Annotated in this window: 12 protein-coding genes; 5 read left to right on the top strand and 7 right to left on the bottom strand. The window is 72.4% G+C overall.

Features of this window, described 5'->3' with window-relative positions:
• Positions 1-10: 10 nt before the first annotated feature.
• Positions 11-820, top strand: coding sequence for an OmpA family protein (locus tag WMF43_RS33275; RefSeq protein WP_437670945.1), 810 nt, complete (start codon positions 11-13; stop codon positions 818-820).
• A 6-nt stretch (positions 821-826) separates the two neighbouring features.
• Here WMF43_RS33275 and WMF43_RS33270 read toward each other — a convergent pair whose 3' ends face one another.
• The 3 genes from WMF43_RS33270 to WMF43_RS33260 all read right to left on the bottom strand — a co-directional run bounded on the left by WMF43_RS33270 (position 827) and on the right by WMF43_RS33260 (position 4,144).
• Positions 827-3,277 (bottom strand): fused MFS/spermidine synthase, encoded by a 2,451-nt coding sequence (locus WMF43_RS33270; protein WP_437670944.1) that lies wholly within the window; start codon positions 3,275-3,277, stop codon positions 827-829.
• 116 nt (positions 3,278-3,393) lie between these two features.
• Positions 3,394-3,543, bottom strand: coding sequence for a hypothetical protein (locus tag WMF43_RS33265; RefSeq protein WP_437670943.1), 150 nt, complete (start codon positions 3,541-3,543; stop codon positions 3,394-3,396).
• Between the two features lie 67 nt (positions 3,544-3,610).
• Positions 3,611-4,144: a hypothetical protein gene (locus tag WMF43_RS33260; protein ID WP_437670942.1), complete on the bottom strand. Its 534-nt coding sequence runs from the start codon at positions 4,142-4,144 to the stop codon at positions 3,611-3,613.
• A 106-nt stretch (positions 4,145-4,250) separates the two neighbouring features.
• On the opposite strand from WMF43_RS33260, the gene WMF43_RS33255 reads away from it, so the two are divergent.
• Positions 4,251-5,465 carry a M14 family metallopeptidase gene (locus tag WMF43_RS33255; protein ID WP_437670941.1) on the top strand — a complete coding sequence of 405 codons (1,215 nt, stop codon included), beginning with the start codon at positions 4,251-4,253 and terminating at the stop codon, positions 5,463-5,465.
• 101 nt (positions 5,466-5,566) lie between these two features.
• Here the strand turns inward: WMF43_RS33255 and WMF43_RS33250 are convergent, their stop codons facing one another.
• The 3 genes from WMF43_RS33250 to WMF43_RS33240 form a co-directional block, all read right to left on the bottom strand.
• The gene (locus WMF43_RS33250; RefSeq protein ID WP_437670940.1) at positions 5,567-6,769 is read right to left on the bottom strand and encodes an MFS transporter; all 1,203 of its coding nucleotides are present in this window, start codon (positions 6,767-6,769) and stop codon (positions 5,567-5,569) included.
• Between the two features lie 356 nt (positions 6,770-7,125).
• Positions 7,126-7,698, bottom strand: coding sequence for an N-acetyltransferase family protein (locus WMF43_RS33245; protein WP_437670939.1), 573 nt, complete (start codon positions 7,696-7,698; stop codon positions 7,126-7,128).
• Between the two features lie 389 nt (positions 7,699-8,087).
• On the bottom strand, positions 8,088-13,073 hold the full coding sequence (locus WMF43_RS33240; RefSeq protein WP_437670938.1) for a hypothetical protein: 4,986 nt from the start codon (positions 13,071-13,073) through the stop codon (positions 8,088-8,090).
• Positions 13,074-13,517: 444 nt separating this feature from the next.
• Here WMF43_RS33240 and WMF43_RS33235 point away from each other — a divergent pair, with 444 nt between their 5' ends.
• Complete coding sequence (locus WMF43_RS33235; protein WP_437670937.1) at positions 13,518-15,584, top strand: protein kinase domain-containing protein; 2,067 nt, start codon at positions 13,518-13,520, stop codon at positions 15,582-15,584.
• Positions 15,585-15,618: 34 nt separating this feature from the next.
• Here the strand turns inward: WMF43_RS33235 and WMF43_RS33230 are convergent, their stop codons facing one another.
• Positions 15,619-16,728, bottom strand: a complete 1,110-nt coding sequence (locus WMF43_RS33230; protein ID WP_437670936.1) for a THUMP domain-containing class I SAM-dependent RNA methyltransferase — start codon at positions 16,726-16,728, stop codon at positions 15,619-15,621.
• Positions 16,729-16,942: 214 nt separating this feature from the next.
• Here WMF43_RS33230 and WMF43_RS33225 point away from each other — a divergent pair, with 214 nt between their 5' ends.
• Together WMF43_RS33225 and WMF43_RS33220 are read left to right on the top strand one after the other, a co-directional pair.
• A complete protein-coding gene (locus tag WMF43_RS33225) occupies positions 16,943-17,680 on the top strand; it encodes a pyridoxine 5'-phosphate synthase (protein WP_437670935.1) in 738 nt (245 codons plus the stop codon).
• A gap of 720 nt (positions 17,681-18,400) precedes the next feature.
• On the top strand, positions 18,401-19,762 hold the full coding sequence (locus WMF43_RS33220; protein WP_437670934.1) for a pectate lyase family protein: 1,362 nt from the start codon (positions 18,401-18,403) through the stop codon (positions 19,760-19,762).
• The last annotated feature ends 9 nt before the right edge of the window (positions 19,763-19,771 follow it).

Raw genomic sequence — 19,771 nt, 5'->3', positions numbered from 1 at the left:
TAAGGGCGAGATGGATCCGAAGAGGAAGCAGGCAGGGCGCGCCGCCATGCCGTTCGCGGTCGCGGCGGCGATCGCCGCCGCGCAGGCCGGCCAGGGGTGCGGGGACAACCGGCTGCCGCCGCGGGATCTGCCGCGCGCCGAGGAGCAGCGCGCGCTCCCGCGCTGGTACCCGGAGAAGCCGTGGTCGGAGAAGGGCGGGGAGAGCCAGGTCTACATCGAAGGCAAGATCGTCTTCGACGCGAACAAGGCGGTGATCCGGCCGGGCAGCGAGAAGACGCTGGAGACGCTGCTCCAGTTCCTCAAGGAGCACCCCGAGGTCACGCGGCTGCGGATCGAGGGGCACACCGACGCGCGGGCGAGCGAGGAGCACAACCAGGCGCTCAGCGCGAAGCGCGCCGTCGCGGTCGCCGACTGGCTCGTCGATCACGACGTGGAGAGCATCCGGCTCATCGCGGTCGGCTTCGGCGAGTCGCGGCCGCTCGGGCCGAACGAGATCGCGGCGGGGCGCAGCGAGAACCGCCGGGTCGAGTTCCACGTGGCCGAGGTGAACGGGCGCCCCTTCCTGGGCAAGGACCCGTACGCGGGCGGGCTCGCGCTCGAGGTGCTGAGCCGCGAGGAGCGCAAGCTGCGCGACGAGCAGGCCGCGAGGCGGCCGGCGCCACCGCCCCGCAAGGCGTTCGTGGCGACCGGCGACGAGATCAAGCCGGTCCAGATCAAGCCGCCGGGCGAGGCGGCGCCGCCGGTCGAGCCGACCGCGCCGGCCGCGCCGGCGAAGGAGGGCGCGCCGGCGAAAGAGGGCGCGCCTCCGGGCGGGGGCTGAGCGGCCTCACGGGGCGAGGTGCCGCGCGCGGGGCGCCCGCGTCCGGTACCGCTCCAGCAGCGCGAGCGAGGCGTCGAGCGACGCGCCGTACGGGAGCACGTTGCCCTTCGGCGTGGCGTACTCGAGGTAGAGGTTGTCGTCCGTGGACACGATCGGCCCGCCGTCCTCGGCCGCGTCGGCGATGAGACGGTCGAGGTCCTCGCCGGACGCCACGAGATCGCCGAGCAGATCCGCGAGCTGGGCGCCGGCGAGCGTCGCCTTGAGCGCGGGGCGCGCCTCGAGCGCGGTGAGGCGCGCCGCGGAGGCGACGAGCGGCTCGGCGCTCGCGACCAGGATGCCCTGCGCGCCGCCCACGAACAGCGCCACGTGCGGGAAGGCGCTGCGCATCGTCCGCACGACGACAGCGAGCTCGCGCCGCCGGATGTGGTGCAGCTGCACCCATTGCTGGAGGACGCCGCCCGGGGTGAGCCGCGACCGGGCCAGCTCGTAGAACTCGCGGCTGTAGAGGCTCGCGGCGCCCGCGAACCAGACGCTGGTGAGCTCGATCGCGATGAGATCGTAGCGGTCCTGGGCGACGAGCAGCTCGTTCCGGCCGTCGTTGAGCGAGAGCCGCACGCGGGGGTCGTCGAGGGCGCCGAGGCTCGGGCCCGCGAAGAAGCGCCGCGAGGCCTCGACGATCGCGGGGGAGATCTCGGCGACGTCGATGCGCTCGAAGGGGTAGGCCGCGAGGGTGCCGGTCGTCGTGCCCGTGCCGAGCCCGATGACGAGCGCGGCGCGCGGGTCGCGGACGAAGAGCGAGGGGAAGTGCGCGAACCGGCGCTGCGCCGTCATCTCCGGGCCGTCGTCGCCCTGGAATTTGCCGTTCGTGTACATGGTGGTGATGCCGGCGCGGTGGGCGACGGTGGTGACGCCGCCGTGGACGTCCTCACGCACGAAGTCGATGCGCTCGGGCCGCGGGCCCATGGCGAAGTAGACGTTCGCGCCGCTCGTCAGGCGGGCCATGTCCCAGCGGGGCGAGAGCGCGGCGAGGGCGGCCGCGGCCGCGGCCATGGCGAGGGCGCGCGGGAGATCCGCGCCGGTGCGCGCGGCGGTGAGGACGGCGATGACGGCGAAGGCCAGGGCGACGGCGAGGAGGGCGCGCTCCGAGCCGAGCGCGGGCAGGATCAGGTAACCGGTGACGATGGAACCGGCGATCGTGCCCAGGGTGTTCGCGGCGGTCAGCTTGCCGACGCGCGCGGCGACGTCCGCGTGCGCGGCGGCGCGCGCGAGCAGCAGGGGGAAGGTGACGCCCATGCACAACGTGGGCAGCGCGAGGATCGCGAGCGCGGCGAGGGCGCGGCAGACCTCCCGGCCGGCCCACCCGTGGACGTGGTTGCCGGCGAAGGCGAAGATCCACGGGAGCTGGTCCCAGAGCGGGATGGTGGCGGCGAGCGAGAGGGCCGCGGCGACGAGGCCGCGCCAGAGCGCGCCCTCGCCGTGGCGGCGGGCGAAGGCGGGCGAGCGCGCGGCGCCGGCGGCGAGGCACACGAGGAAGACGGCGAGCATCAGCCCGAAGGCGTAGGCGCTGTTGCCGATGAGGAGCGCGAGCAGGTGCGTCTGGATCACCTCGGCGGCGAAGACGAGGAAGCCCGACGCGAACGCGACGGCGAGCAGGAACGGCGGCTCCGCGGGGGCGGTCGCGGCGGGGGCGGTCGCGGTGGGGGCGGTCGCGGTGGGGGTGGTCGCGGTGGGGGCGGCGCCCGGGGCGTGCGACCCCGGGGAGCGAGCCGCCGCGGGCTGCGTCGGGGCGGCCTCGGAGAGGCCGGGCGCCGGGCCGCGGAGGCCGGCGGCGACGGCGATCGCGCCGAGGGCGAGGTTGGCGACGGCCGCGGACCAGAGGGCGCCGCGGATGCCGAGGTGCGGGAGGACGACGTAGGCGCCCGAGAGCGCGCCGGCCGCGCCGCCGGCCGTGTTGATGGCGTAGAGCGCGGCGAGGCGGCGCGCGGCGTCGTGCTCGGAGGGGAGCGAGCCCCCGGCGGCGGCGCCGGCGCGGAGGATGCGCGAGAGGACCGGGAGCGTGGCGCCCATCGCGACCGTGGGGACGACGACGACCAGGGCGGTCAGCGCGGCGCGGGCGGCGGTGAGCAGCGCGAGCGAGTCCGGCGCGGCGCGGACGACGCCGACGTAGGCCGAGGTCAGCGCCTCGAACAGGAACGGCGAGACGGCGCAGATGGCGCCGACGATCGCCTCGAGCACGCCGTAGACGACGAGCGGGCGGCGGGCGGCCGCGGCGTGGCGGCCGCCGAGGTGCGCGCCCAGCGCGAGGCCGCCCATGAAGGCGGCGAGGACCGTGCTCACCGCGTAGGCGGTGGCGCCGAAGACGTAGGCGAGCAGCTTGGAGAAGGCGACCTCGTAGAGGAGGCCGGTCGCCCCGGAGACGAAGAACAGGGCGGCCACGAGCGGGAAGCGGGAGCGCACGGCGCGCAAGCTAGTACAAGCGCGCGCGGAAGCCGCCACGGGCGCGACGGGGCGCCACCTTCACCCGCCGCGGCGCGCGCCCCGCGGCGAGGTGGGCCCCGCGCGGGCGGGCCCCGCTACCGCTCCGGCGTCTCTTCCAGTGCGATGCCTTCCCACCAGGCGGCGAGATCGATCTCCAGCGCGTCGAACGGCGGCCAGGTCGGCGGCAGCGCCTCGAGGTCGGCGAGCGTGGCCTTGGGGACGAGCCGGGGTGCGATCGACGACATGGGGTGGCGGAGCTCGTAGCCGATGAGGGCTGTGGGCGCGAAAGCAACGTCGCTGCGCCGCGCGGCCTCAGCGCCAGCCGAGCCGCTCGAGCCGCTCGCGCGCCCCCTTCACCCCGAAGATGGTCGCCTCTCCCGGCGGCACCACGGGCGCGAGCAGCACGGCGGCGAGCACCGCGGCCAGCGCGAGCGGCGCGCGCGCGTCGCCGCCGGCGACCGGCGGCTCGCGCACCTGCCAGGCCCTCCGCGCGCGCGCGAGCAGCGCGTCGAACCCGGCCCCGCCGATCGCGCGCACCCCCGCCGCGGCCGCCGCCCTCACCGCAGGCGCGCGATCCAGCGGCACCGTCAACACGAGCACCCGGCTCGGCGCGCCGCCCGCCTTGGCCACGTCGACCTCCACCGCGTCGACCATCGGCGTCGAGCCCGACGGGTACACCTTCTTCTGCACGAGCGTGAGCTCCGCGCCGAAGAAGGCGCGCGCCTGGTGTGCCCAGCGGTGCTCGTCGATCCGCGCCTCCGGCTCCGGGGACAGCAGCGACCAGCCATGGCTCGTCGGCAGCGGCTCTATCCGTCCCACCACCCAGCCGTTGTCATCGAAGTCCATCGGTGTGCCCGCTGTCACCGTAATCCGGAATTGGCCTGATCCGAAGCGGCGAAGGCGCGACCAATGCTCTATGATCCCCGCTGTCTGGGGTAAAGGTGAGCCCTGCATGCCGAAGTCCGATCAGGGGTCGGGAGAGCAAGGCCGGGCAGCCCTGAGGGCCGCCCTCTTCGTGCACCGTCGAACGCCCCTGTCGCGGCTGCTCGATCGCCGCGGTCTCGGCGCCTACCGCGGGTACGGAGAGCTGCTCGAGGCGCTCGACCGGCTCGCCGATCGCGGGGCGCGGCTGTCGCTCATCGGACGTTCGGTCCGCGGCGAGCCGCTGTTCGCCGTGCACCTCGGCGCGGGCAGCCCGGTCGGCGGCGTCGGCTACCGGGAAGGTGGAGGGGTGGGCTCGGCGGCGCTGCCTGCCCACGGTGAAGGGCGCTCGCTCAACGGCGCCGGCCGCTCAGCAGCGTACGGCGCGCACGGCGGCGGCGCGGACGAGCCGGCGCCAGGCCACGGCGCGACCTCGACAGCGAACGAACGGACCGGGCGCTTCGGCCCGCCGGGAGGGGAGAGGACCGGCGGGGCCGGGCCGCGCGAGCGCGCGCGGACGACCGTCATCCTCTCGGGGATCCACCCGCTCGAGTGGATCGGCGTCGAGGCCCACCTCGCGCTGCTCGAGCGCCTCGCCGCGGAGGACCTCGGCGACCGGTCGATCTTCGCCGTCCCCATCGTGAACCCCGACGGCCTGCTCCGCGTCGAGATGAACCTGCGCGCCGGGCGCCACCGGTACGTGCGCGGCAACGCCCGCGGCGTCGATCTCAACCGGAACTTCGACGCCGGCTGGTACGAGCGCGGCCTCGTGCAGCGCCTCATCGGGCTCGTCGTCTCGCCCGGCAGCCGCCCGGCGAGCGAGCCGGAGGTCGAGGCCCTCGCGCACGCGCTGTCCTCGCGCCGCATCGACCGCGCCCTCTCGCTGCACAGCGCCGGCGGCGCGGTGCTGTACCCGCCCGCGAACCGCCGCTGGCCGGTCGCCGACGCCGTCGAGCACCGCGCCTTCGCCCTGCGCATCGCGCGCGCCGCGGACCGCCGGCCGTACCGCGCCATGTCGTACGTCCGCTTCGCCTGGTGGATCCGGAAGGCGGGCCTCGAGATCGACTGGCTGCACGAGCGCCACGGGGCGCTGTCGCTGCTCGTGGAGTGCTCGCGCGGCAGGCTCGGCCTGCGCCCGTCGCGCCTCGTCGAGCCGTTCGCGTGGTACAACCCGAGGAAGCCCGCCGACGTCGCGCCGCCGCTCGTCGAGGCCGTCCTGCCCTTCGTGAGGGGCGCGCGCGCCTGAGCGCGCGCCCTCAATGAAGCGCGCGCGCCCTCAATGAAGCGCGCGCGCCCTCAATGAAGCGCGCGCGCCCTCAACGAAGCGCGCGCGCCTGAGCGCGCCGCTCAGGACTCGACCGGCTCGCCCGCGGGGATCTTCTGCAGGCCGAGGAAGATGCCGCAGGCGGCGAAGCTCGCCGCCATCAGGCCGTACGCCGCGAGCGCCCGGTGCTCGATCAGCCAGCCGGCGCCGATGGGGCCGACGATCTGCGAGATGCTCGCCAGCGACTGGCTCACGCCGAGCGCCGCGCCCTGCTCGTCGCGGCCCACGCTCTTCGTGAGCAGCGTGGCGATGCTCGGCCGCACCACCGCCGCGCCGAAGGCCGCGACCGCCACGAGCAGCAGCAGCGTGGGCAGGTTGTACGCGACGCCGAGCAGGCCGTAGCCGGCCACCATCGAGGCGAAGCCGATCAGCGCGAGCCGCTCCTCGCCGTACCGCCTCGCCAGCCGGCCGATCAGGCCGCCCTGGATGCTCCCCCCGATGAGGCCGGAGAAGGCGTAGAGGTAGCCCGTCTTCTCGACGTCGAACTGGAAGCGCCGCTCGAGGAAGAGCGCGAGGCCGCCGATGAGCGTCGAGAACGAGAGGGAGAACGCGAAGAACTCGAGCAGCCGGCGGCGCGGGAGCGGCCGGTCGAAGAACCGGCGGAAGGCGTTCCCGCGGCCCATCGGCGCCGGCCGGGCGGACGCGGTCGCGGGCGCGTCGGGCGAGGCCGACGGCACGCGCGGCTTCGCGGGCAGCACCGCGGCCGTCAGGAGGATCGACGTCAGCGACAGCGCCGCCGCGCCGTAGGCGGGGGACGCATACCCGAACCGGTGCGCGAGGAACCCCGAGATGGCCGGGCCGAGCAGGAACCCTCCGCCGAAGGCGATGCCGATCAGGCCGAAGGCCTTGGTGCGCTCCTCGGGCCGGGTCACGTCGCTGATGTACGCCTGCGCGATCGTCAGGTTGCCGGCCGTGAGGCCGTCGATGATCCGGCCCAGGAACAGCATCCAGAGCGAGCCCGCGGAGCCGAGCACCAGGAAGCCGACGAACGTGCCGAGCTGGCTCGCGAGCAGCGTCGGCTTGCGGCCCGCCCGGTCGGAGATCCGCCCGAGGATCGGCCCGGAGACGAGCTGGCAGACCGCGTAGCTCGCGGCGAGCATGCCGACGACCAGCGGCGTGGCGCCGAAGTGCTCGGCGTAGAAAGGAAGCAGCGGCAGGACGAGCGTCATGCCGAGGACGTCGACGAAGACGGTCAGGAAGATCGGCAGGAGCGGCGAGCGGAGCATGGTGGCCTTCGGTTGCGGCGGGCTGAGGTACGGCGACCGCGGGCAGCCCGCGCGCCGTCGGATGGCGAATGGCCGGATCGGCAGGCAGGGCCCGGGACGGCGGCATCGTCATGACCCATCTGCGCGGCGATGGGTACCCTTGACCGCTCGCCGGAGCCCCGCCTGCCCGCGCCCCGGGCCAGCGGCGGCCCGTCAGGGGCGTGCGGTTCGGCGGATGCGGCGTCCGTCAGGGGCGCGCCGCGCGGCGGGCGAGGCGGCTGGCAAGGGCGCGTCGTTCAACCGGCGCGTCCGCCCCCGTCCAGCGCCCCCACGCATGTACGGCCGGCACGTGGGGGCGGGGCCGTGGAGCGCGAGTGTCATCTGCCGGTGGCGGGGCCGTGGAGCGCGAGCGTCATCTGGATGTCGTCCAGGATGATGCCGTCCACCCGGAACGCGTCCTCGCGGGTGCCCACCGGGACGAAGCCCATCCGCGTGTAGAGCCGCCTGGCGCGCTCGTTGTTGGAGAAGACGCCGAGGTCGAGGTACGAGAGGTCCGCCTTGTCGCGGGCCCAGGCGATCGCCGTCTCGAGCAGGCGCCGGCCGTGCCCCTGCCCGGTGTACGGGGCGAGGATGCCCATCGCGACCACGGCGCGGTGGCCCTCCGCCCGGACCCGGCCGCCCCGCAGCTCGATGTGCCCGATGACACGCGGCCGCAGGTCGCTCGACCGGAGCAGCCAGGCCCGCCCCCAGAGCGGCTCGTCGAGCGCCTTGCTCCAGCGGTCGAGCGCGTTCTGTTCGACCTCCTCCGGGATGAGCGACGTCGCGACGGCGAAATGGGGCGCGCCGCGGCGGCCGGACTCGGCCACATGCTCGATGAGATAGGCCGCGAAGGCCCGCGCGTCCGCGCGCTGCGCTGGAGCGATGGAGGGGAGGGCGGGGGAGAGGGCCATGCCGCGGCGCGCGCCGCGCCGTGAAGCGTAATGCGGTCACGGGGCCGGTGCGACCTGGAAAGCGGCGGGGTAACCGCGGCGCGCGGGGCGCGTTGCGGTGGAGGGCGCAGCGGGGCGGGGATGAGGAAAAAGACGTAGCCCTGGAACTTTACACCCTGGAGCGCGCCCTGGCGGAGCCTCCGGGACGCCGCCGGCGCGATCGGTCCAGGCGCTCGGCCCGGAGGGCGCCCTGCGCAGGGTGCTGCCTGCGCAGGCTCAGGATGCTGGGAGGGAGAGCTGTGAGCGGGGGGGAGCTGAGAGGGGGGGAGCTGAGAGGGGGGGAGCTGAGAGGGGGGGAGCTGAGAGGGGAGGGGCCCCGCCCGCGGGGCCCCGGCGCAGCGAGGCGTGGATCAGTCGGGGAACACGCCGAGCTGGTCAGGCAGGGCGAGGCCGAACTGAGCCATCATCTGGAGCATGTAGTCGGGGACCGACTTGTAGCCCTTCAGCTCGTACGCGTAGTGGTTCTTGTAGATGGTGAGCTGCGTGCACGGCGGGTCGTTGCCCTGATTGCACGGCTTCACGGGCTCCAGCTGACCGTTCCTCGGGTTCAGGTCCTTGACCGCGGGATCCGGGACGATGACCGCGGTGCCGTCCGGGTGGTGCATGACCATGGCGCGGCCGTACTTGTTGAAGCCGCGTCCGTACCCGGCGGTGTACGCCGGATCCCCCTGGACGAAGCTGCCGTCGTACTCCGGATCGAGCTCGTAGCCCTTCGCCGTCAGGAAGTTGGCGTACTCGAGCACGCGGGCCGCGATGCCCTTCTGCACCCACTTGCCGCCGGACTCCTCGCAGGCCGTCCTGTCCGCGCCGGCCCCGAAGAGGCACTCCATGCCGTACGTGCGGGCATAGTAGACCTGACCGGACGTCGGATCCTGCCACTCGATGCGCTGCTCGAAGCCCGGGTCCGAGTCGGTGCCGAGGCGGTAGACGCGCATCATGTCGAGCCAGTTCGTCTTGCCGTTCGCGGGGATGTACGCGAGCGTCCAGGCGATCAGGAACTTCTGCACCTCCCAGCCGACCTGCGGATCCACGGCGATGGTCCGGTTGACCTCCTCCGGGTTGAAGTCGCCGCCGAGGTAGTTCGTGCAGAGGTTCTTGCCGTCGGTCGGGAAGCAGACCTTCGGCCCCTCGGTCGGCCACCAGCTCACCCAGCCCATCGGGCGCGCCGGGAACTCCTTCGCGAGCGGATCGGGATCCGTCGACTGCGCGTCGAGCACGGGCCTGCCGTTCTCGTCGGCCTCGAGGCGAGGCGCGAGGAGCGAGCGGTCGCCGGTGAGCGCGTTCGCGATCAGGCGGCGGTAGCCGTCGGGCAGCACGTCGGCCATGCCGACCGCGCGGAAGCGGGCGTCGTAGAAGTCGCGGCGGGAGCTGCTGACGAACCGGTCCTCCGACTCGGAGAGCAGGATGGCCGCGTTGATCTTGTCGTAGTAGCTGCCCGCGTTGATCGTGTAGTCGGTGTCGAAGTCGCCGTTCTCCTCCGAGTTCGCGTTCTCGAGCGGGTGGCCGCCGAACCCGATGTCCTTCATGTAGCCGGTCGAGCCGTTCGGGATCTGGACCAGCACGGGGCTGTTCGTCGTGCCGCCGAAGCCGCTGAAGTCGGTCGCGGCGCCGTAGTCGTCGCCGTCCTTCTCCGAGCGCAGGACGCCCCACTCGGACCACGGGTCGGTCGAGACGTAGGCCTCGACGTTGCGCAGGTAGTGCGGACCCTCCTCAGGCCGCGAGAGCTGCCTGGCGAAGTGGTCGAACGCCACGGTCGCGGCGATGACGTTCTCCTGCAGGCTGCCGTCCACGAGCAGCGGCCACAGGCTGTCGAACGACAGGCCCTGGTTCGTCGCGAGATCCTGGTAGATCGTCCCGAAGAACCCGATCCCGCCGGCGATGCCGAGCAGCTTCTCGTTGTAGCGGCTGTACGAACGATCCGCGGCGGCGCGGATGCTGAACGTCGTGCGGCTGCGCCGGAAGTTGTCGAAGATGTGCCTGTTCTCCTGCGAGGTGATCAGGAACATCATCTGCTCGTACGGATCGGCGCCGTTGTCGTGGCGGAACACGGAGACGTTGCCCGTGTCGGCCCAGTTGTCGCTCGCGAACGCGTAGGGCACGCGGACGCGGCCCTGCGGGTCGACGGCCGGCCCGCCGCGGAAGCTCTCGAGCGAGGTCTCGCCCTGCTGCGGCTTGCGCAGCTGCTTCCAGCCGACGTAATCGACCGGCTGCTGGCGGCAGCGCTTCGTCTCGCCGCCGACGGTGACGATGCCGCCGTCGGCCACCTGGTGCCACTTGCCGTCGACGGCCTCGTTCCAGCTCGCGGGCGGCGTCGTCGGGACGTCGTAGCAGTTGTCGATGAGCTTGTACTGCGCCTGCAGCTGCGAGTAGTGGAAGTCCGTGACGCTGTCGTCGCCCTTCGCGTACGTGCCGTACTTGATGCCGGCCAGGCCGCCGAAGCTGTCGGTCGCCGCGAGGATCCCGCCGCCGATCTTGCCGCCGGCCTGGTAGTTGCGGTCGCCGTTGTCGTAGACGCTCACCGTGTCGCCGTAGAAGAAGCGCGCGGCGGCGAAGTCGTAGGCGCCGAGGCCGACCAGGTCCTGCGAGACGTCGCCCGGGTAGTCCATGACCGTGGAGTGCTGGAACATCCAGATCATGTTCTTCTGCTCTTCGTCCGTCAGCCGGTCGAAGTAGCGGGGGCCGACGCACTGCTCCGGGTTCTCGCCCGCCTCACCCTCGCACGGCGTCTTGACCTTGCCGTTGTTCGTCCGGAGCTGCCAGTACTGCGGCCGGAAGAAGAGCGAGGCGTAGGTGCTGACGAAGTTGTGCCGGAGGCCGACGGAGTGCCCCATCTCGTGCGCGATGACCGCGTACTGGTAGCGGCGCTGGATGTACTTGAACATCCGCTCGTACCGCCCCTGCCGCTCCGCGGCCGTCTCGTTCTCGCCGACGGGGAACTTCTCGCGGAGCGCCTCCGCGATGCCCGTCATGGCCGAGGCCTCGGGCGCCTCGTGCAGGATGCAGGCGCCGCGCTCGGCGAGCGCGTTGTCGTGCATGCGGCGGAGCTGCGACTGCACCTTCGGGTTGTTCATCGCGAGCGGCGAGGCGGCGGCGGCGAGCGGGCCCTCCACCGGCATGCCGGCGGGGATGCCCGAGCGCTGCAGCATCGCCGGGTTCATGAGCTCCGCCTCGGCGAGGCTGCCCCGGGCCGCCCTCATGCGCGAGGCGACGACCGCCTGCTGCGGGGAGGCGACGTCGGAGCGCACCGCGACGTCGGCGAGCTGGGCCTTCATCGGCTTGAGCACCGCCTTGAGCTGGGAGGACGCGCCCTGCTGGACGAGCTGCTTGTACTGCTCGGGGTCGAGCTTCGTGGCGCTCGCGAGGCGGGAGGTGACCTCCTGCTTCGTCATCGCGGGGGCCTGGCCGCCGCCCGCGACGCGGCTCGCCTGCGCCCAGTCGCGGATGTACTTGCCCTCGGTGATCTCCGAGGTCGGGAGCTCGCCGTTGATGTAGCGGACGAGGTCGAGCAGCTGCTGCGCCGCGCTGTCGGTGACGTGGCTCCAGATGTTGATGCTGGCGGCCACCTTCTCGCCCGTGATCGGGTCGTCGGCGTCGACCATGATGCCCCACGCCGAGGGGGTCTGCGGCTTGTCGATGATGAGCACGCTGTTGTAGCGGATGTCGCCGAGCCGCGGGGCGAGCCCCTCGTCGCCGCACGCGGGGTGATCGCCCGCGACGACGGGGTTGTGGCAGAGCACGATCACGGACGGCATCGTCGCGACGGCGCCGATCGCGAGCGTCGCCTGGTCGTTGCCGCGCCGGGCCGAGAGATCCGCCACGGCCGCCCTGGCCGCCTCGTCGCACTGCGCCGCGTCCCAGCCGCTCGCGCGGCGGCACGCGTTCAGGTCGCGCGAGATCGCGATCGCCTCGTCGATGTCGTCCTGCTGGCCCTTCCACATCGGGAACTTGGCCTCGCAGCCCTCGCCGCCCGTCTTCCTGCACTCGACGAGGCGCGACGTCTGGATCGCCGTCTTCATCGCGAGGTCCCACTCCTCGGCGGCCCAGTTGGTCGCCTCGAAGAGGTCCTCCGACGTGTTGCCGCCGATGTACCAGGGGATGGTGACGGCCTGCCGCTCGGCGTACGGGAGCGTGCACTTCTGCTTGTACACGTCGCACTGCGAGCCCGGGCCGGCCGCGGCGGTGACCGCCTCGCACTCGTCCGCGGTGCCGTCCTTGTTCTCGTCGCGGTTCGGGTCGGCGAGCAGGCCGGCGCTGGCGGTCGTCTCCTTCGTCGCGCAGGCGACGGCGCCCTCCATCGTCTCCGGGTTCGCGTAGTAGTGGCTGCGCTCCCAGAGGTTGTAGCGGGCCGCGAAGCGCCGCCACTGGTTGTCCACGAGGCCGTAGTTGCGCTCGTAGCCGTAGCGGTAGTCGAAGTTGAAGATGCCGAACGCCTGGAACCGGACGCCGTCGAAATCGACCGGCTCGTAGTCGGTGTCGACGACCTTCTTGAACGAGTGCCGGATCGTGATCTCGACCGGGTTGCAGTTGCCGTACGGGTCGGTGCCGCCGGCGAAGTCGCCCGGGAGCATGCAGGCCGGGTACTTGTCGATGCCCCAGCCGAGGCTCGAGAGGTCGAGCATGGCGGGCGTGGCGAACGCCTTCGTCGTCACGTCGAAGTAGCTCTTCTTCTCCGCGTCGAAGTGCGGGGCGTCGGCGTGGGGCTCGCCGTCCTCCTCGCTGACGTAGTAGGCGAGCGGCTCGTACTCGACCCCTCCGTACAGCCCGAGCTGCGAGAGCGTGTCGAAGTTGTAGGCGTCGGTGGCCAGGTTGCGGGACCAGTCGACGCGGATGTGCTCACGCTCGTACCAGGGCCGGTCGGTCGTGTTCTCGACGCGGACGTTCGACTCCTCGCCGGTCGTCGGGTTGTACTCGTGGATGATGTCGAAGTGCGACTCGATCGCGTAGCTCGCGACGATCTGCCCGTCGTTCGTCGCCTTCTTGGTGAGCCCGTTGTAGGAGTTGCCCTTGCCGTCGGTCCCCTCGATGCGCTCGTAGGCGAGCCGGGCGTTGAGCTGGTTCTCGGTGATCTCCCACTTGATCCGGGAGACGGGCTGCGCGTAGGTCGACGTGAAGAGGCCGTCCTGGGCCGCGCCGTACCCGACGTCGACGATCGTCCCGCGCATGTAGAACTCGGGGTCGTCTGCGATGTCCTTCAGATCGTCCCCGACAAAGAACGACTTAGGGAGCGCGTTCTTCTGCACCCTGTCGATGCCGTCCCGCTCCTCCGCGCAGCCCGCCCCGATGACGGTCAGCGCGGTGGCGCCGAGAAGCACCGCACGCTTACAAATTCGATTCATCAACGATCCTCCGGAAGCTGCCTGTCGAGACCGATGCACAAGCCGGCCCTTCGCGGCGCACGCGGCGCGTCGCGAGGCAAAACCCCCCAGGCAAGAACGCTGCCAACCCTCGACGGCTAGCTCTTTCGATAAGTTAAGCACCTGTCGCACATTTGCACCGGGGGTGGCGTTAAAGAGTTAACTGCTGCCCGATGAGCCCGGGGGCGGGCGGCGTTGCCGGGGTGACGGCGGCGGGCGCGGCGGGGCGCGGGCGCGCCGGCGCTGCGCCTCCCGGGCTGCCGAGACCGCTGGGGGCCGACAAGTCGTCCGCTGTCACGTTCTTTGGTATGGTCGCCGCGTGGACTCCCCCTCGCATCGACGGCGCGGGTCGCGTAGGCGCGCGGACATCGCTGGCCGCCGCGCTTTCCCGGGCGATCGGCGCGGCCGCCGGCGGGTGCCGGGCGCATGAGGCAGGAGGCTCTCCTCGGCCGGAAGGTGGCCGGGCGGTTCACGATCACGCGCTTCCTCGGTGAGGGCGGGATGGCCAGCGTCTTCGTCGCCGAGCGCGACGCCGAGCCCCGCCGGGTGGCGATCAAGATCATGAACCCGGAGTTCACCGCCGATCGCGCGTTCGTCCGGCGGTTCCAACGGGAGGCGAAGGCCGCCGCGCGCGTGAAGCACCCGAACTCCGTCAAGATCTACGAGTACGGGGTGGAAGGTGCGCTCAGCTACATCGTGATGGAGCTGCTCGCAGGGGACGACCTCTACGTGCTGCTGGAGCGCCACGGCGCCGTGGGCCAGGCGCGGGCGGCCCGCATCCTCGCCGAGGTGTGTGACGCGCTCGCGGTGGCCCACGAAATGGGCGTCGTGCACCGCGATCTCAAGCCCGAGAACATCATGGTGATCGCGGACCCTTCGCACCCCCACGGCGAGCGGGTGAAGGTGCTCGATTTCGGGATCGCCAAGATCCTCGATACGGTCTCATCCAGCGACGAGGCCGAGCTGCACCTCGATCCCATGTCCGTCGTCACGCGCGCGGGGACCTTTATCGGTACTCCGGCATACATGTCGCCCGAGCAGTGCGGGCTCTTGCCGATCGATCCGCGGGCGGACCTCTACACGTGCGGGGTGCTGCTGTTTCAGCTCGTCACGGGGCGGCTGCCGTTCGAGGGCGAGACGCCGCTCCACACGGCGACGCTGCACATCCACGCGCCGGTGCCGGCGCCGAGCGGCAGCGCGCCCGGGATCGATCGCCGCCTCGAGGCGCTGATCGTGAAGGCGCTCGCCAAGCTGCCGGTGGACCGGCACCAGACGGCGCGCGAGCTCGGCGATGCGCTGCGGAGCCTGCTCGTCGACCTGCCGGACACGGCGGTGGGGCTGGGGCCGATCTCGCGCCGGCAGCCGAGCTCGCTGCTCCCGCGCGAGGTGCTGCCGGCGCGGGCGCCGGACTCGACGCTGCCGCCGGAGCCGAGCGCGCCGCAGCCCACGGCCGCGGTGCTGGCGGCGCTGGAGGCGATGGCGGACGTGTCGATCGAGTCGGCCCGGACGCTCGTGTCCGGCTCGAGCGGTCCCGACCCGAGGCCGCCGCCGCCGGTGCTGCTCCGCTCGCCGCCGGCGGAGCTGCCGCTGACCCTCGACGCGCCGGGCGCGGACTCGACCGTCGGCTTTCCGCCGCAGCGGTGGGCAGGGGAGTCGGTGCCGGAGATCTCGCTGCAGCTCCCCTCCTGGTCGCAGAGCGAGAGCGAGGCGCTGCTCTCCGGGAACGGCCTGGCCGGGTCGAGCTCGTTCGACGATCCGAGCGACGAGGACAGCACGCTCACGATGGTCCGCCGGGAGGAGCTCATGGCCCCCGCGAAGGTCCGCGTCCAGACCGCCTCGTACGACGAGGGCGACGAGCTCGACATCACGCCGCCGGGCCGCGACGTGAAGGCGACGCTCCGCTCGGCCGAGGACTTCGGGCTGGGCACGCCGGAGAAGCGGGCCGAGATCGGCCTGGTGCGCATCGACTCCGCGCCGGCCGCGCCGCCGGTGACGCCGCAGAGCCCGCAGTTCGACGCCGGCGCGGCCGCCGCGTGGGACCGGAGATCCCGGCGCGTCGCGGCCACGCTCCGGATCGCCTCGCCCTACGACCCGATCGACAGCCAGCAGCCCACGGCGCAGCCCGGCGAGCTCCAGGCGTCGGGGCCCGGGTGGCCCGGCGCGGTGAGCGGGGGGCCGGGCGCGACGAGCGCAGAGCTCGCCGGGAGCGCGCCGGGGGCAGATCAGGCGAGCAGCGCCGCCGGTAGCGCGGCGCCGGTGCCGCTGGAGCTCGCCTCGACCGTGATGTCGCGGAGCCCGATCGGCGATCGGCGCTCGGGGGCGCCCGGCGAGCGGCGCTCGGCGGCGCCGGTCGCTCCCCATGCGTCCCAGAGGCCGCCGGCGACCGCGCCGGAGGCGAGCTGGCTCGCCGGCAAGCGCGGGCTGATCATCGGCTTCGTCGCCGGGATGATCCTCACGGCGGCGGCGATGGTCCTCCTCATGCGCCTCCTCTGACGGGCGCGCGGGCGCGGAGATCGCGGCGCGGCGATCAGGGGATGTCGTACGTGAGCAGCCGGCACTCGATGGGGCCGTTGAACACGGTGAGCGAGCGCTCGGGGCGGCGGCGCATCGCGCGCTCGATGTCCTCGGTGCCGGCGAGGATGGCGACGCGGTGGCCGGCGAGCCGCGAGAACGCGGCCGCCATGTCGCGGTAGAGCGCCGACGTCCCGGGGAGGCGCTCGCCGTAGGGCGGGTTCGTCAGGACGTGGCCCGGCGGCTCGGTCCTCGAGAGCGCGGTGACCGGCTGGCAGCGGACCTCGATCTCGACGCCGGCCATGCGGGCGTTGCCGCGCGTGGTGTCGACGGCGTGCGGATCGATGTCGGCGGCGAGGATCGGGGGGCCGCCGGGCCGGATCCGCGCGCGGGCGGCGTCGCGCAGGGCGGTCGCGCGCTGCGCGGCCGCCTGATCGTGGCAGGCCCACCGCTCGAACCCGAAGCGCTGGGCGCGCAGGCCGGGGGCGATGTCCCGCGCCCAGAGCGCGGCCTCGAGGGCGATGGTGCCGGCGCCGCACATCGGATCGACGAGGGGGCGGGCGCGGTCCCAGCCGGAGAGGCGGAGCAGCGCGGCGGCGAGCGTCTCCTTGAGCGGCGCGCCGCCGATGTGCGTGCGGTAGCCGCGGCGGTGGAGCGCGGCGCCGCCGAGATCCGCGTAGAGCGTGGCGCGGTCGCGGACGAGGTGGACGAAGAGGGCGAGGTCGGGGTCCTCGAGGTCGACCGAGGGGCGGGCGCCGACGCGGCGGCGGATCTGGTCGACGATGGCGTCCTTCGTCCGCTGGGCGATGAACTGGGTGTGGGTCAGCGCGCTCGAGCGGCAGGAGGCGCGCACGGCGAGCGTGTGGACCGGGCTCAGGTAAGGGGCCCAGTCGACGCCGGCGACGCCGTCGTACAGGGCGTCGCCGCTCGGCGCGTCGAACGAGGCGAGCTCGGCGAGCACGCGGACGGCGGTGCGGAGCTCGATGCAGGCGCGGAACCCCTCGTCGATCGCGCCGGCGAAGTGGACCCCGCCGCGGTCGGCGCGGACGCCGCGGAAGTGATGCTCGCGGAGCTCGTCGCGGAGGGCGGGCTCGGTGCCTTTGGCGGCGGTCGCGAAGAAGTCCATGGCGACGGGCTTGTAGCCGATAGGCCGGGCGGCGGCCCTCACGAACACGCCCGGGGGCGGGCGGCCGCGCGGGCGCCTCCACGAGGGCTGCCGTCAGGGCCGACGGCCGGGCGCGGGGGGCGCCGGCGCGGGGAGCGGCGGCGCCATGCGGCTCGGGCGTCGATCGTGTATAGCGACGCCCCGAAGGCCACGCACCACCCGGCGAGAGGATCCGATGAAGCTCAGCGTCAACGTGAACAAGATCGCGCTCCTGCGGAACTCGCGGGGGCATGACGCGCCGAACGTGCTCGCCTTCGCCCAGAAGATCGTCGGTTACGGGGCGCACGGCATCACGGTCCACCCGCGGGCCGATCGGCGGCACATCACGCCGGACGACGCGCGGGCGGTGACTCGCCACATCACGACCGTGGAGACGAACTTCGAGGGCGACATCCGGGAAGAGTTCCTGGACCTCACGCTCGAGCTCCGGCCGACCCAGTGCACGCTGGTCCCGGTCACGCCGGGGGAGGTCACCTCGCACCGCGGCTGGGACGTCGCGAAGTGGCGCTTCCTCCTCCAGCCGGTCGTGAAGCGGCTCAAGGAAGAGGGGATCCGGACGAGCCTCTTCGTGGAGGCGGATCCGGGGGTGGTGGCCGCGGTCGCCGAGGTGGGGGCGGACCGGATCGAGATCTATACAGGGCCGTACGCGCAGGCGTTCGAGCGCGGGGACTACCGCGCGGAGCTCGACAAGGTGGTCGCGACCACGAAGGCGGCGGCGGCGGCGGGGGTGGGGGTGAACGCGGGGCACGACCTCACGGCGGAGAACCTGGGGCCGCTCGTGAAAGAAGCGCCGGAGATCCAGGAGGTGTCGATCGGACACTACCTGACGGCGCACGCGCTGGAGGTCGGGATGCGGCAGGCCGTGGCCGACTACCTGATGGCCGTCGAAGGACGGTACGAGAAGGCGCGGTAGAGCCAAGTCGGACGCGCCGGGGGGTGGGTCCGCGCGCGCCGACGTGGCGCGGGTGGGCGCTCGCCAATCGGCAAGACTGGGGCGGGGGAGCTTGCGCATGGGACACCGCCCGGCATGTCTCCCTTCGGGTCATGCCGGCTGGGACGTTATGGTGCGCGCCACATAAGGCGCGCCTGCAGCGTGGAGCGCCCTGAAGCCTTATGGCACCTCGGTCGGTGCTCGATCGCGCCCACCCGCGCCACGTCGGCGCGCGCGGACCCACCCCCCGGCGCGTGCGTCTTGGGTCTTGGGGGGATGAGGGGAGGGGCGGTCGACCCGATGGGTGGGAGTCGAGGATGAATAAGGGGGCTTGGAGATCGGCGGGAGTCGAGGGCTCGATGAGGTGGGGTGTGTAGTTTTGTTGTGGCGCTGTTTTGCTCGGGATTTGGGCCTGATGTCGTCGAGGGTGGGAGTCTGCGGTGATGCCATGAGCCCGCTCGGGCGCTGCGAGCGCAGGATAGATTGAGGGGTGTCTGGTTGGCGAGTTGAATTTGCGTGAGTGGTTTTGATGTGCCCTGTCGTACAGGCTGGCAATTAGCGTTTGCAATCGATGGGAGATGTCTTTAGGGTCATCTCACTACCGCTTGCGGTCAGAGACGTACGAAAGGGGAGCGAGACGTCATGACAACTCTTCCTACTTGTTCTTCCATCGGAGCACAGGGCGCTCGGCGCTTCGGGTGTGTGGTCGCGGCGGCGCTGGCGATCAGCGCAGCGGCGGCGCCGGCCAGCGCGCTGCCGTCATTCCCCGGCGCAGAAGGGTTTGGGGCCGTCGCGACGGGAGGGCGCGGCGGGCGCGTCATCAAGGTCACCAACCTCCGCGCGAGCGGGGCGGGGAGCCTCCAGGCCGCGCTCGACGCGACCGGGCCGCGCATCATCGTCTTCGACGTGAGCGGCGTGATCGAGGGGGACATCGTCGTACGGAATGGAGACGTGACGATCGCCGGACAGACGGCGCCGGGCGCGGGCATCACCGTGCACGGACGCCTGCTCTCCAGGTACTCAAGCTCGGTGAACAACATCATTGTAAGATTCCTGCGCGTCCGGCCCGTCCACACGGGCTCGGCCGGGGAGCAGTTCGACGGAGCGCAGTTCTCGCTGAACTCGAAGGTGATGCTCGATCACGTGTCGATCGCCTGGGGCGTGGACGAGACCGTCGATCTCTATGAGGCGGACGACGTGACGATCCAGTGGTCGACCATCGAGTCGTCAGCGACCACGGGGCACCCGGAGGGGGCGCACAACTACGGGCTGATCAACGGGCCCGACGGACACCGGATCACGATTCACCACAACCTGTTCGCCCACCACAAGGCGAGGTGCCCCGCCGTCGCGAACGGGCCCGCCGACATCCGCAACAACGTGGCCTACAACGTGAGGCACGGGTTCGTTCACCACAACGCGGCGAGCGGGCACTTCAACATCGTGGGCAACACCTACATCAAGGGGCCGAGCGACCAGCTGATCCCCTTCTATTTCGACGGCAGCGCCGGCGCGAACCTCAAGTACTTCCTCGCCGACAACTACATCGACGATCCCGGCAACTTCACGGGCGTCGTGAGCAATCCATGGCAGAGGCCGTACGCCCACCCGAGCTTCAGCCGGCTCAACAAACCCGAGTCGTACCGCGCGACGACGGAGTTCGACTTCGCGCGCGAGGTGCCAGGGTACGCCCGCGTGACGACGCACCGCGCGGAGGACGTAACCCCGCTCGTCCTTGCGCAGGCGGGGGCGCTGCCACACGACGTCGTGACGAGAGGGGTGGTGGAGAACACGAAGCGCCGCGACGGCGCGTGGGGGGCGCGTTACGTGAACAACCTGATGGAGGGACTCCGCCCCGGGACGGCCCCCGCCGACGGCGACAAGGACGGGATGCCGGACGCGTGGGAGCGCGCGCACGGGCTGGACCCGGCGAGCGGAACCGACCACAGCCAGGTGATGCCGTCCGGATACACCGCGATCGAGGAGTACATCAACGAGCGGGCGGAGGCGCTGATCAGCGAGGCGGCGGCGCGCTTCGTGACGCAGGGCGAAGAGGAGCCGTAAGAGCGTCGT

Source organism: Sorangium sp. So ce131, assembly GCF_051519095.1.
GTDB lineage: Bacteria > Myxococcota_A > Polyangia > Polyangiales > Polyangiaceae > Sorangium.
Note: the sequence above shows the minus strand (reverse complement) of the source record. Positions and strands in the feature narration are given on the sequence as shown.